This window comes from Rhizobium sp. WYCCWR 11128, from assembly GCF_013416305.1.
GTDB classification, from domain to species: domain Bacteria; phylum Pseudomonadota; class Alphaproteobacteria; order Rhizobiales; family Rhizobiaceae; genus Rhizobium; species Rhizobium indicum.
The window spans coordinates 46109-58902 of sequence record NZ_JACCEZ010000003.1; the positions used below are offsets into that span (position 1 = coordinate 46109).

Sequence of the window (12794 nt, forward strand, 5' to 3'; positions counted from 1 at the left end):
TCGGGACAGAACCACTGGATCAGGATGATCAACGAATATTTTCGCTATCGGTGTTGAGCCGGACGCAAATCTGCGCACATCGGAGCATGTTATCGTAAAGTGGATACAACCACCTTGGCGAGTTAGCTACCCTAAATTGAAAACGATCTCTGCGATAGCCGCGCCGGCGTAAGCGGTCATGGTCCAGCCATGCGGAGCCTTTGGCACGGCTGCCTCGGTATCTTAGCCGATAAGAATGGCACGCTTCTTGCCTTGATTGGCCTAGGGCCGAGCAAATCTACTCGGCGGAAGCCTGGGAGTGCCCACAAAGGTGGACGAGTTCTCGGGCATTGAGAATAGGCCGGTCGACGGCCAGGAGCAGATGACAACATATTCGATCGTTCTAGGACGCGAACGCCATGTCTTTCAGGATCTGAAATCGGTATTGGCTTGCGCTTCGCCGCTGAAATCCGGTGACGTGCTGGCCGGGATCGCAGCGTCAAGCAACGAGCGGCGGGTGGCCGCCCGCTACCTGCTCGCGGATATGCCTCTCAAAACTTTCCTGGAGGATCTCGTCATCCCATACGAGACCGACGAGGTCAGTCGGCTGATCGTCGACCGCCATGATTGGATGGCATTCGCGTCGGTATCTCATATGACGGTCGGTGAGTTTCGCGATTGGCTTCTCTCTTATGACGCGACCTCCGAAAAACTGCTTGCTATTGCACCAGGCCTCACCCCCGAGATGGTCGCGGCAGTCTCCAAGATCATGCGCAACCATGATCTGATCACCGTCGCCGGCAAATGTAAGGTGGTCACGGCCTTTCGTTCCACGATCGGTCTGCCCGGCCGACTGTCGAGCCGCCTTCAGCCCAATCATCCCACCGATGATCCTGAAGGCGTTGCCGGCTCGACGCTCGACGGACTTCTCTATGGGATCGGCGATGCGGTGATCGGCATCAACCCGGCGACCGACAATCTCGAGGCCTGCACAAGATTGATGGTTCTTTTCGACCGGCTGCGCGAACGGTTCGAGATCCCGACCCAATCCTGCGTGTTGACCCATGTCACCACGTCAATCAAGGCAATCGAGGCCGGCGCGCCGCTCGATCTGGTGTTCCAGTCAATCGCCGGCTCGGAGGCTGCCAACAAGGGTTTCGGCGTCGATCTCGCCGTCCTCAGGGAAGGTCATCAGGCAGCACTTTCCATGAAACGCGGCACGGTCGGAAACAATGTCATGTATCTGGAGACCGGCCAGGGCAGCGCGCTCTCGGCCGACGCCCATCATGGTGTCGACGAACAGACGATTGAGACCCGGGCCTACGCCGTTGCACGTGAACTCAATCCATTGCTTGTCAATACAGTGGTCGGCTTCATTGGTCCCGAATATCTTTTCGACGCCAAGCAAATTATCCGCGCCGGGCTCGAAGATCATTTCTGCGGCAAACTGCTTGGCGTGCCGATGGGGGTCGACGTTTGCTACACGAACCATGCGGAAGCCGATCAGGACGATATGGATAATCTGATGGTATTGCTGACTGTCGCTGGCGTCAGCTTCCTCATTGCAGTGCCCGGCGCCGACGATGTCATGCTCAATTATCAGAGCCTTTCCTACCACGATATTGTCGGCCTCAGGCACCAGTTCAATCGCCCGCCCGCCCCAGAATTCGAAGCCTGGCTCCACCGCATGGGCATGCTTGATCAGACGGGTCGTCTTGCACCGGCCAGCGCCTCGGGCGCCTTCTCCCGCAATCTCTTGAGCTACAGGGCATCGGCATGAATTCCATCGAACCAGATCCGTTTGCGCGGTTCCGCAATGCCACACGCGCCCGGATTGGGCTTGGCAGGGCGGGCGACGCGTTGCCGACATCGGCAATCCTCGACTTCCAGCTCGCCCATGCCCGGGCGCGCGATGCCGTGCATGGTCAAGTGGATTTTGTCGCCCTCGCTAAGGCACTTGCGCCCGTGGCTACGGTCCGGATTCGCTCTCGCGCCAAAGACCGTACGATCTATCTGGCGCGTCCGGATCTCGGCCGTCAGACCCATGCAGCCGATCTGCCAGGCCCAGGCGATCATTATGATATCGCCTTCATCATCGCAGACGGACTTTCGGCCTCGGCGGTCGAGCACCACGCGGTACCGCTGTTCAAGGCATGCATGAAGCGTCTCGGCGACTTCAGCGTCGCCCCGGTGATATTGGGCGAGCAGGCGCGTGTGGCATTTGGTGATGAGGCGGCGGCGGCGTTTGGCGCAGAAGTTGCCATCGTGCTGATCGGCGAGAGGCCGGGGCTAAGCGTGCCTGACAGCCTCGGCGCCTACATCACGTTCCGTCCGCAATCGGGACGGCGTGACAGCGAGCGCAACTGTATTTCAAATATTCATGCCGACGGGCTCGGCTACGAGGTCGCAGCCGACAAGATCGTTTGGATCGTCCGGGAGGCGCTTCGCTTGCAGCTGACCGGTGTCGATCTCAAGGAAAATGCCGAAGGCGCCATAGAAGCGCTGTCACACCAAGAAGCATAGTTCAATTTACAAAAAGGGGAACAATCATGTCAAATTCGCAACCGACGCTCGCCAAAAGCCTGACCGGGCTGCACTTATGGGGACTTGCCGTCGGCCTCGTCATCTCCGGCGAATATTTCGGCTGGAGCTATGGCTGGGCGGCTGCCGGCACACTCGGCTTCTTGATCACCACGATCCTGATCGCCGTGATGTACACCACCTTTATCTTTTCGTTCACGGAATTGACGACGGCCATTCCGCATGCCGGCGGCCCTTTTGCCTATGCGCTCAGGGCTTTCGGGCCGCTCGGCGGCTTCGTTGCGGGCTTTGCGACACTGGTTGAATTCGTCTTCGCCCCTCCGGCCATCGCGCTGGCCATCGGCGCCTATCTCAATGTGCAGTTCCCGGGGCTCGATCCGAAAATGGCGGCTGTCGGCGCCTATATCATTTTCATGGGGCTCAATATCGTCGGAGTTACCATCGCGGCAACCTTCGAACTCTTCATCACCATTCTGGCGATTGCCGAATTGCTGATCTTTATGGGTGTCGTCGCGCCGGGCTTCTCTTTTGCCAATTTCGCGGCCAATGGCTGGGCTGGCGCCCCTGAATTCTCGGTCGGTGCCATTGGAGGCATCTTTGCCGCCATTCCATTTGCCATCTGGTTTTTCCTGGCGATCGAAGGCGCGGCGATGGCGGCTGAGGAGACCAAGAACCCCACCCGCACCGTTCCCATTGCCTATATTGCGGGTATTCTGACACTCGTCTTCCTCGCCTTCGGCACCATGATCTTCGCCGGTGGCGTCGGCGACTGGCGTACGCTGTCCAACATCAACGATCCGCTACCGCAGGCGATGAAGGCGGTCGTGGGCGAATCCTCCGGTTGGCTGCATATGCTGGTCTGGATCGGCCTGTTCGGCCTGATTGCTTCCTTTCACGGCATCATCATGGGCTATTCCAGGCAGATTTTTGCACTGGGCCGCGCCGGCTACCTCCCGGAAGTCCTTGCAAAAATCCATCCGAAATTCCGCACGCCTTATCTCGCAGTCCTTGCAGGTGGCGCCGTCGGCATCGCAGCCATCTTTTCCGACAGCCTGATCCAGATCGGCGGTTTGCCGCTGACCGCCAATATTGTCACCATGTCGGTGTTCGGCGCGATCATCATGTACATCGTCTCGATGGCGTCGCTGTTTAAGCTGCGTCAGGCCGAACCTGAACTCGCCCGACCCTTCAGGGCCTGGGGTTATCCCGTGGTGCCAGCCATTGCTCTCGGGCTCGCCCTCGTCGCGCTGGCAGCGATGATCTACTACAACTTCCTGATCTTTGTGATCTTCCTCGCGATGGGCGTGGTGGCATTCGGCATTTGGCGTTTGCTTTCAGGTGGCATCGCCAAGGAAGCGGCAGCGTCCACGTAACAAGGCTCTCTGGCCCGATCACCGGGAAAGCAACTGGACGAACCGGTTCCGATTAATATCGACGACTCCCGCCGAAGTTTGGCGGGGGTCATTTCAGCGCAAAGCTTGGCTGATATCATTGCGTTCCGGGGCCAGTGCCACGTTCGCCACCGATTGGTTCACCGCACCTGACGATGGACGCGCCGTGCCCTCGTGACCCGCCGCGCCCCCAATCCCAGCAGCGCCGCCACGACCCAGCCGCCAAGAAATCCAATCGCACCCCAGACGAGGCCGGCGAAGCTCACCGGCACCCCAGGCACGAAGTCCCGCCAGGTATTGGCGAAAACCACATCATCCGCATTCCGCATCAGCACGAACGGCTTGACGACGGGTGCGGCGGTGCCGAGGTGGAGCTGCTGCGACAGCAGCGTTTCGTAGCGCGAGATCGTGCTCTGCATCGAGACGCCGCGGTCGCGCAGGAAATCGTCGGATGATTGCGCATAGGCGCTCAGCGCCTGCTGGCGATCGAGATGGTGCTCGGCGGCCTGGGCATTGAAATCCTCGACGATGACCCGCAATTCGTCGATCGCCCCGCCGATCCGCTGGCGGTATTGCTGCGCAAATTCCGGTGCCTGCGAAAAAACCGTGCCGCCGGCAAGCCCGGCGACGATGGTGATGATCCTTGCAATCGGTCCCATGATCTATGCCTCCGGCTATCCCCTTGCGCTAACGATCCGGCGCGTCAAAGGTTTCTGCCGTCGACACAATCGGTAACTCTATGTGATTGAACCGACGGCGCTTCCGGCGAGTTGATGCCGTGACCAACTCAGAAAGAGAGGCTTGTCATGAAACAGATTATCCTTGCCTGCACGCTCGCTGCTGCGTCCATCTTTTCCGCAATGCCGTCCCAGGCAGCAAGTGTGACGATCACCACCGATGACGCGCGCCCCTACTACCGCCATTCGGACAGGCCCAATTACCGCCATGAAATGAGGGCGCGCCACGTTTCCCGCGATTGCTTCACCAAGACGGAAAAGATTCGCCGTCACGGCCATACGGTCGTCAAGGAAACCCGAATCTGCCGATAAGGCAATCCATGCAGGAAAAGCCCGGCCGATCCTCCTCGGCCGGGCTTTTTCTTTCTGATCTCGCCGATGCGGAACTTCGCCATACCAGCTGCGTTTATCGCGAAACAGGAGTATTCATCATGCGTATCAAGATGACTCTTTTGGCAATCGCCTATGTCGCCGTCAGTGTCCTGCTGCTCGCCATCGCCTACCAGCCGCAGGGATCGGGCGCCGCGCAGAAAACGGATCGTCTGGCGGGCTCGTCCTTCCTCGTCGAACGCTTCGCCGGTTGATCGGCGGCTTATAGGCGACGATGTGGAAATAGTCCTCGCCCGGCAGGGTCCAGGCTCGGAGCGGCCCGCCGTTGGTTAGTGCGAGCCGTCGAGCGAGGATCCGCCAAGCAGGATCCGGTTCTGCACAGCATGCACGCCCTCGACCGCCTTGGCGACCGCGGTTGCCCGTTCGATTTCGCCCACCGTGCCGACGGTGCCGCTCAGCATGATCTGGTCGTTTTCCATCGTCACCTCGACATCCGACGCATCGATGCCGCCGGCAATCGCCAGCGCATTGGCAACGGCTGACTCGACCGTTGCGCGATTGGCGATCTCTATCTCCATCTCGGGTTCGAGCCCGTGAAATGTCTGCTCCTTGAAAACCATGATCCGTTCCTCCGTGAAAGCTTCGTAGGAAACGCTGATCGGCGGAGTTTGGTTCAGTCCCCGCTACCAGTTGACGCGATAGCGGAGATTGACACTGCCCGCCTCACCTCCCGAAAATGGATTGCTCACCGAGGCATCGAGATTGAGGTTCGGCAGAATGGTCTGGCTGACCCCTACCGTGCTCGAGAAGTCGCCGCTGGCATTGCTGACGCCTGTCCCTGCCGAAAGCGAGGTTCCCGTCCAGGGATGAATCAGCTTCAGCGCCTGCGATGCCGTCACCGAAGCCTGCCGGGCCTCGACCGCGTCATATTGCACGCTGATGGATCGGCTCGATTGCATGTCGAGCGAATCGGACAGGATCCAGCTGCGCGAGCGGCTGAGGGTCAGCGCGCCGCTGCCGCGCAGCGTATCGACGCTGACGCTGGCACCCTGCTGTGACCGGCCTGCCGGGGTAACGCTCGTTCTGCTGATCCTGCCCCAAAGCATTGCCTGTTCGGAATCGGGCAGCAGCGCCCCGCCTTTGGTCGAGGCAAGCGCGATGTCGGCGCCGGCACTCGTTTCCCATTCCGCCGGCAGGCGAAAACCCATCGTCGCTTTGTAGGACCGGTCCGAGAGCTTGGCCGGCGACCAGATCAGCAGGTCGTCTGCCCTGGCTGCGGCTGTGAGCGAGGGCAGGATGGCGAAAAGGATGCATGCTAATTTGAATGTCGTCATGAAGTAAGAACGTTTTGCCTGACACAGGGCTGCGGCTCCGAAACCGAAGCAGCAGCGAACGCGATGGGGATCACGGCCAAGCCGCCCATCCCGGTTTCACCCTCGATTTAATGGTTGGCCGAAAGGCCGGCGGCACCGAGTGCCTGTTCTTCGATGGGCTCCGCAGCGCCCCGACTTGCCCTGCGACCGCGACCGGCCGCGGCGGAACCGAATCCACCAGCAATGTTATAAGGATCACATCCGGCCGCTGCTCTGTAAACCCCTCAGGGGTTGAAATCTGCTGCACTGCACACTTGCCGCCCCCCCCAAAGCCTAGTAGAGCCTGAGCCTACGAGAGAAATTTTCGCGAAATTCTACATGATGACCGGCAAAAGCGCGCCGCGGCGCCTCAGCATCTTCGGTTCGACGGGTTCGATCGGCCAGAATACACTCAATGTCGTCGATCATCTGGGCGGACGGGAGAACTTCGAAATCTCCGTGCTGACCGGCAGCGGCAATGTCGAATTGTTGGCCCGGCAGGCGAAATCATCGGGCGCGCGGCTGGCGGTGACGGCAAATGACCGGCATTACGAATCACTGAAGAGCGCACTTTCCGGCACCGGCATCGCGGTCGCTTCAGGAAAATCCGGCCTGATGGAAGCCGCGGACCGCGAAGCCGACTGGGTGATGGCGGCAATCGTCGGCACTGCTGGCCTGGCGCCCACCCTTGCCGCTGCCCGCCGCGGCGCCGATATCGCCCTTGCCAACAAGGAATGCCTGGTATCGGCCGGCGACCTGTTCATCGCAGCGATCCGGGCGGGCGGCGGCAAGCTGCTTCCGGTCGACAGCGAGCACAACGCGATTTTCCAGGTGCTGGAAGAGAACCAGCGCCACGCCGTCGAGCGGGTCATCCTGACGGCGTCGGGTGGCCCCTTCCGCACCGCCTCGCTGCGTGACATGGCGGATGTGACGGTGGAAACTGCGCGCGCCCACCCGAACTGGTCGATGGGATTGAAGATCTCGATCGACAGCGCCTCGATGTTCAACAAGGCGCTGGAGATGATCGAAGCCCGGCACCTTTTCGGTCTCAGACCCGAACAGATCGAGGTTATCTTCCATCCGCAATCGATCATTCATTCCATGGTCGGCTATACCGATGGATCGGTGCTGGCGCAGCTCGGCGCGCCGGATATGCGCACCGCCATCGGTTATGCCCTGTCCTTTCCGCGCCGGCCGAACCTGCCGGTCGAGCGGCTGGATTTCGCCAAGCTCGCCAGGCTGGATTTCGAGGCACCGGATGAGGTGCGGTTTCCGGCGCTGCGGCTCGCGCGCCTGGCGATGACGCGCGGCGGTGTTCAGGGCGCGGTGCTGAACGGCGCCAAGGAAGTGGCGCTCGAAGCCTTCATCGAAGGGCAGCTCTCCTTCCTCGCCATGGCCGAGGTCACCGAGAGGGTCATGGACGATCTGGCCGGCCTGCCGCCGGCCTCCACCATGGACGATGTCTTCGCCGCCGACAGGCAAGCCCGGCAAAGGGCGGCGGAGCTCATGACACTCGCGATCGCCGAGTGAAGTTCAGACGGGCCGATCGCCGAGTGGTCGCCCGCCTGTGATCCTGACGCCCGCGATTAGCGCAACCGGTTCCCACCCTCGTCGAACAATCGGCAATCCGACGGTCCAAACAGCAGGCTCACCTGCTCGCCCGCCGCAATACTGATCGGTGACCGATGTTCGACGGTCAGTGACTGGCCATCGGCAAGCTGGCAATAGAGATATTGCGTTCCCCCGAGATACTCTGAAAAATCCAACCTGGCCGTCAGGCTGCCTGATAGGTCGGATGCCACCTTTAGATGCTCCGGCCGCAGGCCGAGCGTCACCGCGCCACCAACCGGCCTGTCTGCCGGCGGCAGGCCGCTTTCGATCTGCCGGCCGGCGACCTCGACCAGGCCCCCCTCACCCCAGCGGGCATTGAGCAGGTTCATCCTCGGCGAGCCGATGAAGCCCGCCACGAAGGTATTCGAGGGATTCTCGTAGATTTCCCGCGGCGTTCCCGCCTGTTCGACGCGGCCGTCGCGCAGCACGACGATCTTGTCGGCGAGCGTCATCGCCTCCGTCTGGTCGTGCGTGACATAGATCATCGTGTTGCCGAGTTCGCGGTGGAGGCGGGCGATCTCGATGCGCATCGAAACGCGCAGTTCCGCATCGAGATTGGACAGCGGTTCGTCGAACAGGAAGACGTCGGGCTTGCGCACGATCGCCCGGCCGATCGCCACACGCTGCCGCTGGCCGCCTGAAAGCTGTCCCGGCCGCCGGTCGAGAAGATGATCGATCTTCAGGATCGCGGAGGCGGCCTTGACGCGGGTCTCTATCTCGGCGGCATTCGTGCGCGCCATCTTCAAGCCGAAGGCTAGGTTGTCGCGCACGCTCATATGCGGATAGAGCGCGTAGGACTGAAAGACCATGGCGATGCCGCGCTCGGATGGATCGAGATCGGTGACGATACGTCCCTTGATCTCGACCTCCCCGTCGGTCACGTCTTCCAGGCCGGCGATCATGCGAAGAAGCGTCGATTTTCCGCAGCCGGAAGGGCCGACGAAGACGACGAATTCGCCCTCTGCGATCGTCAGGTCGATCCCGTGGACCACCTGCAGATTGCCATAGCTTTTTCGCACGTCCTGGAGCACGACGCTCTTGTTACCCATACCGTTCGTCATCCCCAAAAAGACCTATCTGTCCGACTGGACCCAGACGAGCATCTCTCCGGGCGCGCGGTTGTCCCAGAGATGATAGGGCACGAAACGCGCGGTGGCGACCTGCCTTTCGGCAGGCGCCTTGCGGTAGAGCGCCGTTCCCCAGTTCGATGTTTCCTCGCGCTCGACCTTGAGATCGAGGGCGACGGCATCATTGAGATCCTTCAGTACGACGGTTTCGGCTGTGGAGAGCTCACGCGGCAGGACGATGGCGTTGAGGTCTTCGCCGTTGTCGGTCGTTTCGACGCAATAGACCAGCGGGCCGCGCATCAATGCGACGCGCCCGGCATCCTGGCGCACCTTCGGGTTGGCATATTGCGGCCGAAGCGCCAGCGGCAGGTAGAGGGCGACACGATCGCCCGCAGCCCACTCACGATCGATCCTGGCATATCCGTCCTGCATATTGGCGTTGAGATCGAGCATCTCTCCATTAACGCTGAGGGTTGCGCCTTCAGCCCAGTCCGGAATGCGCAGCGACAGTGCAAACTTCGCCGGCTTCTCCAGCTTGGTGGTAAAGGCGACGGCACCGTCCCACGGATAGTTGGTGGTCTGCTCGAGTTCGACCTCGGCGCCGTTGGCCAGCTTCAGCCTTGCGGTGCTCTCGCCATAGAGGTGCACGGCGATCTCATTGTCCGAAACGGCGTACATGTAGGAGCCGATCGAGGTCACCAGCCGGGCGATGTTGGGCGGGCAGCAGGGGCAATGGTGCCACTTCCACCGGTGGTGCTTGCCGGCACTTTCGAGCGGATTGTCGTAGAAGAATGTCTTGCCGTCGGTCGAAAGCCCCGGCAGCGCGCCGTTGTAAAGCGCCTGCTCCATAATATCGGCATAGCGCCGATCCGGACCGCGGCCGAGCATGCGGCTTGCCCAGAACACCAAGCCGACCGAGGCGCAGGTCTCCGCATAGGCGGTATCGTTCGGCAGATCGAAGTAATCGGTGAAGCCTTCGTTTGAGGCCGCCGGCCCGATGCCGCCGGTGATGTACATCTGCTTGGTGGTCAGATCGTCCCAGAGCGTTTCCAGCGCTGCCGTCAGGCTATCGTCCTTGTATTCGGTGGCGATGTCGGCCATGCCCGAATAGAGGTACATGGCGCGCACCGCGTGGCCGACCACCTTCGTCTGCTCGCGCACCGGCTGGTGTGCCTGGCCATATTCATAGGTCTTCTGATGGAAGTCGGCAGCGCTCCGGCCGTCGCGAGCGGCCTCGGCCGTGAAGAAGTGCGGCTCGGTGCCGCGTTCGTCGATGAAGTATTTCGAAAGCTCGAGATATTTCGTCTCGCCGGTCACGCGGGCAAGCTTGACCAGCGCGAGCTCGACTTCCTCATGGCCGCAATAGCCTGATATCTGGCCTTCGCCATGGCCGAAAATCTTGATCATGTAATCGGCATAGCGGCACATGATGTCGAGCAGCTTGCGTTTGCCGGTCGCCTGATAATAGGCGACGGCGGCTTCCATAAGATGGCCGGCGCAATAGAGCTCATGATGGTCGCGCAGATTGGTCCAGCGGCGGTTCGGCTCGACGCGCTGGAACCAGGCGTTCAGATAGCCGTCTTCGTCCTGCAGCTTCTCATACATGTCGATGATCTCATCGGCGCGGGCCTCGAGCTTCGGGTTCGGCCGGCGATAGAGCGAATAGGCGATCGTTTCGATCGACTTGCCGAGGTCGGAATCCCAGAACATCTGCGTCGTCCCGCCCCATGGCTGAATGGGAATGACCACCCCGGGGCTCGGTTGGTTGACGTCGATCGCCTTCAGCATGCCGGCCTCGACGCAGCGGTCGAGCAGGGTCTCGGCCGTGGAATTGCAGACGGCATCCTGCCATTTTCCCCAGAAGCCGCCGAGCTCCACATCGGGAACGGCGACGGGACGAAACTGGCGGTCATTGGTTGATTTGGTCATGGGCTCTACCTTCTTGGGATCATTTCACGGCGCCGGCCATCAGCCCGCGCATGTAGTAGCGTTGCAGGAGCAGGAAGACGATCAGGCAAGGGATCGTCATGACGACGACACCGGCCTGCACCGCTCCCCAGTTGATGGCGCCGAGCCGCCCGGCGCGAACCGCCGTCATCAGCACCGGCAGGGTGTATTTCTCGTTGCTGGAGAGCAGCACGAGGGCGGCCAGAAACTCGTTCCAGGCATTGAGGAAGGCAAAGATCGCCACCGTCGCCACACCGGGAAGCACCAGCGGCAGAAGAACCCGGACCAAGAGCCTGAGGTCGCGCGCGCCGTCGATGCGCGCGGCCTCTTCGATCTCCTTCGGCACGGCGTCGAAGGCGTTGCGCATCATGAACACCGAAAAGGGCAGTTGAAGCGTCACATAGACGAGCGTCAGCCCAAGCAGCGAATTGTTGAGGCCGAGCTTTGCCAGGATGATGAAGAGCGGCGTCAGGATCGATTGGAACGGGATCATCAGCGTCGCGATGATCAGCACGAAAAGCGCATTCTTCATCGGGAATCGGTACCGCGAGAAGCCGTAGCCGGCGAGCAGGCTGACGGCGACGGTGAGCACCACCGTGGCGACCGAAACGAACAGCGAATTGATCATGTGCCGCCAGATGCCGGCGCCGAACGTGTCAAGCAGCGCGTAGGAATCGATGCTGACGCCTGAGGTCGGCCATGGCGGCAAGGGCGGCAGGCTGGCCTCCGTGCCATGCCGGAAGGACGACAACAGCGTGATCACGAAGGGGGCGAGAAAGAAGATCGAGATAGCGATGCCGGTCAGGTGATAGGCCGACTTCGTCCGGATGGCCTTGCGCGCGCGGCGCTCCCTTGAGGTGGTCATGGACGCTCCTCCCCGACGCGAAGCAGCCAGAGCTGCACGATGCTGATCGCCATTAGGATGGCGAGAAGCACGATCGACAGCGCTGCGCCATAACCAAGATTGAACGACACGAACGACTGATTGAAGATGTAGTAGACCACCGAGATCATCTTGTTCTGCGGTCCGCCTGACGTCATGATGTAGAACTGATCGAAAGCGAGGATCGAACCGGTGACGGAGACGATCAGCGCCAGTGCGATCGTCTTGCGCATCAGCGGCAGCGTCAGATGCCGGAAACGCTGCCAGCGGCCGGCGCCGTCGATGCGGGCAGCCTCCGTCAGCTCGGACGGAATGGCCTGAAGCCCGGTCAAAAGAATGATCATGGTGAAGCCGGCGATCTTCCAGACGACCATCACCACGATCGTCAGAAAGGCGGTGTCGAAGGTCGCAAGAAGATTGGGGCTCTTTTCGACGAGGCCGAGCGCCTTCAAGGCCGGGCCGATGAAGCCGCTATCGACATTGGCGAGCCAGACCCACAGCAGCGAGGCTGTCGCAAGACCGACCACGACGGGCAGGAAGATGATCGTCCGGTAGGCGCCGACGAACTGCCGTTCCTTCTCGACGAAGATTGCCAGCGGAAACGCGATCGCGAAGATCGCGATGGTGACGATCACGGTATAATAGGCCGTGAAATTCAGTGCCGTCATAAAACGGGTATCGTTGGCCATGCGGAAATAATTGTTGAAGCCGATCCAGCGGGACGCCCCCATCAGCGGCCAGTTGTGCAGGCTCATCCATCCGGTGAAGAGAACCGGCATGATAAAGAAGACGATGACCAGCGCCATGGCCGGTGCGATGTAGACGAGGCCGCGCCAGTTCGATCGGCGCCGTCGCCTGCGTCGAGGCAATAGAATCTCTGAACCGGAACCGGTCATCAAACGCTCCGCATCTGTCGAGTGGGATTGGCCGGGAAGCTGCCACCGCTCCCCGGCCGC

General features: G+C 61.1%; 13 protein-coding genes. 6 read left to right on the top strand and 7 right to left on the bottom strand.

Annotated features, from left to right (window positions below):
* The first annotated feature begins 310 nt into the window (after nt 1-310).
* Genes HX898_RS12630 through eat form a run of 3 tightly spaced genes read left to right on the top strand, consistent with a single transcriptional unit; the run spans nt 311 to nt 3893 of the window.
* A complete protein-coding gene (locus tag HX898_RS12630) occupies nt 311-1759 on the top strand; it encodes an ethanolamine ammonia-lyase subunit EutB (RefSeq protein WP_180194974.1) in 1449 nt (482 codons plus the stop codon).
* Nucleotides 1756-2502, top strand: coding sequence for an ethanolamine ammonia-lyase subunit EutC (gene eutC / locus HX898_RS12635; RefSeq protein ID WP_180194799.1), 747 nt, complete (start codon nt 1756-1758; stop codon nt 2500-2502). Before HX898_RS12630 ends, eutC begins: the two co-directional genes overlap by 4 nt.
* A gap of 26 nt (nt 2503-2528) precedes the next feature.
* A complete protein-coding gene (gene eat / locus HX898_RS12640; RefSeq protein WP_180194800.1) occupies nt 2529-3893 on the top strand; it encodes an ethanolamine permease in 1365 nt (454 codons plus the stop codon).
* 158 nt (nt 3894-4051) lie between these two features.
* Here eat and HX898_RS12645 read toward each other — a convergent pair whose 3' ends face one another.
* Complete coding sequence (locus tag HX898_RS12645; RefSeq protein WP_180194801.1) at nt 4052-4570, bottom strand: DUF2937 family protein; 519 nt, start codon at nt 4568-4570, stop codon at nt 4052-4054.
* Between the two features lie 147 nt (nt 4571-4717).
* Between HX898_RS12645 and HX898_RS12650 the strand changes: the two genes are divergently transcribed.
* On the top strand, nt 4718-4960 hold the full coding sequence (locus HX898_RS12650) for a hypothetical protein (RefSeq protein WP_180194802.1): 243 nt from the start codon (nt 4718-4720) through the stop codon (nt 4958-4960).
* Nucleotides 4961-5079: 119 nt separating this feature from the next.
* Nucleotides 5080-5232, top strand: coding sequence for a hypothetical protein (locus HX898_RS12655; protein ID WP_003543398.1), 153 nt, complete (start codon nt 5080-5082; stop codon nt 5230-5232).
* Between the two features lie 75 nt (nt 5233-5307).
* Here HX898_RS12655 and HX898_RS12660 read toward each other — a convergent pair whose 3' ends face one another.
* Together HX898_RS12660 and HX898_RS12665 are read right to left on the bottom strand one after the other, a co-directional pair.
* Nucleotides 5308-5598 carry a BON domain-containing protein gene (locus tag HX898_RS12660; RefSeq protein WP_180194803.1) on the bottom strand — a complete coding sequence of 97 codons (291 nt, stop codon included), beginning with the start codon at nt 5596-5598 and terminating at the stop codon, nt 5308-5310.
* A gap of 63 nt (nt 5599-5661) precedes the next feature.
* Nucleotides 5662-6312: a hypothetical protein gene (locus HX898_RS12665; protein ID WP_138331727.1), complete on the bottom strand. Its 651-nt coding sequence runs from the start codon at nt 6310-6312 to the stop codon at nt 5662-5664.
* Nucleotides 6313-6669: 357 nt separating this feature from the next.
* On the opposite strand from HX898_RS12665, the gene dxr reads away from it, so the two are divergent.
* Nucleotides 6670-7860 (top strand): 1-deoxy-D-xylulose-5-phosphate reductoisomerase, encoded by a 1191-nt coding sequence (gene dxr, locus HX898_RS12670; protein ID WP_171600155.1) that lies wholly within the window; start codon nt 6670-6672, stop codon nt 7858-7860.
* Nucleotides 7861-7916: 56 nt separating this feature from the next.
* Here the strand turns inward: dxr and ugpC are convergent, their stop codons facing one another.
* From ugpC to HX898_RS12690, 4 genes are read right to left on the bottom strand one after another with little or no spacing between them, the layout of a single operon-like run.
* Nucleotides 7917-8990: a sn-glycerol-3-phosphate ABC transporter ATP-binding protein UgpC gene (ugpC, locus tag HX898_RS12675; protein WP_180194804.1), complete on the bottom strand. Its 1074-nt coding sequence runs from the start codon at nt 8988-8990 to the stop codon at nt 7917-7919.
* A 24-nt stretch (nt 8991-9014) separates the two neighbouring features.
* Entirely contained in the window at nt 9015-10937 is a 1923-nt protein-coding gene (locus HX898_RS12680) for a glycoside hydrolase family 127 protein (RefSeq protein WP_138331730.1), read from the bottom strand.
* Between the two features lie 19 nt (nt 10938-10956).
* On the bottom strand, nt 10957-11820 hold the full coding sequence (locus tag HX898_RS12685; protein ID WP_072640387.1) for a carbohydrate ABC transporter permease: 864 nt from the start codon (nt 11818-11820) through the stop codon (nt 10957-10959).
* The gene (locus HX898_RS12690) at nt 11817-12734 is read right to left on the bottom strand and encodes a sugar ABC transporter permease (RefSeq protein WP_129421912.1); all 918 of its coding nucleotides are present in this window, start codon (nt 12732-12734) and stop codon (nt 11817-11819) included. The genes HX898_RS12685 and HX898_RS12690 overlap by 4 nt, the downstream gene beginning before the upstream one ends.
* Nucleotides 12735-12794: the final 60 nt, after the last annotated feature.

Excerpts from the sequence above, each read along its gene's own strand:
- HX898_RS12650 (WP_180194802.1), top strand. The coding sequence starts at position 4,718 with ATGAAACAGATTATCCTTGCCTGCACGCTCGCTGCTGCGTCCATCTTT.
- HX898_RS12685 (WP_072640387.1), bottom strand. The coding sequence starts at position 11,820 with ATGACCACCTCAAGGGAGCGCCGCGCGCGCAAGGCCATCCGGACGAAG.
- HX898_RS12680 (WP_138331730.1), bottom strand. The coding sequence starts at position 10,937 with ATGACCAAATCAACCAATGACCGCCAGTTTCGTCCCGTCGCCGTTCCC.
- HX898_RS12660 (WP_180194803.1), bottom strand. The coding sequence starts at position 5,598 with ATGGTTTTCAAGGAGCAGACATTTCACGGGCTCGAACCCGAGATGGAG.
- eat (WP_180194800.1), top strand. The coding sequence starts at position 2,529 with ATGTCAAATTCGCAACCGACGCTCGCCAAAAGCCTGACCGGGCTGCAC.
- HX898_RS12690 (WP_129421912.1), bottom strand. The coding sequence starts at position 12,734 with ATGACCGGTTCCGGTTCAGAGATTCTATTGCCTCGACGCAGGCGACGG.
- HX898_RS12645 (WP_180194801.1), bottom strand. The coding sequence starts at position 4,570 with ATGGGACCGATTGCAAGGATCATCACCATCGTCGCCGGGCTTGCCGGC.
- eutC (WP_180194799.1), top strand. The coding sequence starts at position 1,756 with ATGAATTCCATCGAACCAGATCCGTTTGCGCGGTTCCGCAATGCCACA.
- dxr (WP_171600155.1), top strand. The coding sequence starts at position 6,670 with ATGATGACCGGCAAAAGCGCGCCGCGGCGCCTCAGCATCTTCGGTTCG.
- HX898_RS12655 (WP_003543398.1), top strand. The coding sequence starts at position 5,080 with ATGCGTATCAAGATGACTCTTTTGGCAATCGCCTATGTCGCCGTCAGT.
- HX898_RS12665 (WP_138331727.1), bottom strand. The coding sequence starts at position 6,312 with ATGACGACATTCAAATTAGCATGCATCCTTTTCGCCATCCTGCCCTCG.
- ugpC (WP_180194804.1), bottom strand. The coding sequence starts at position 8,990 with ATGGGTAACAAGAGCGTCGTGCTCCAGGACGTGCGAAAAAGCTATGGC.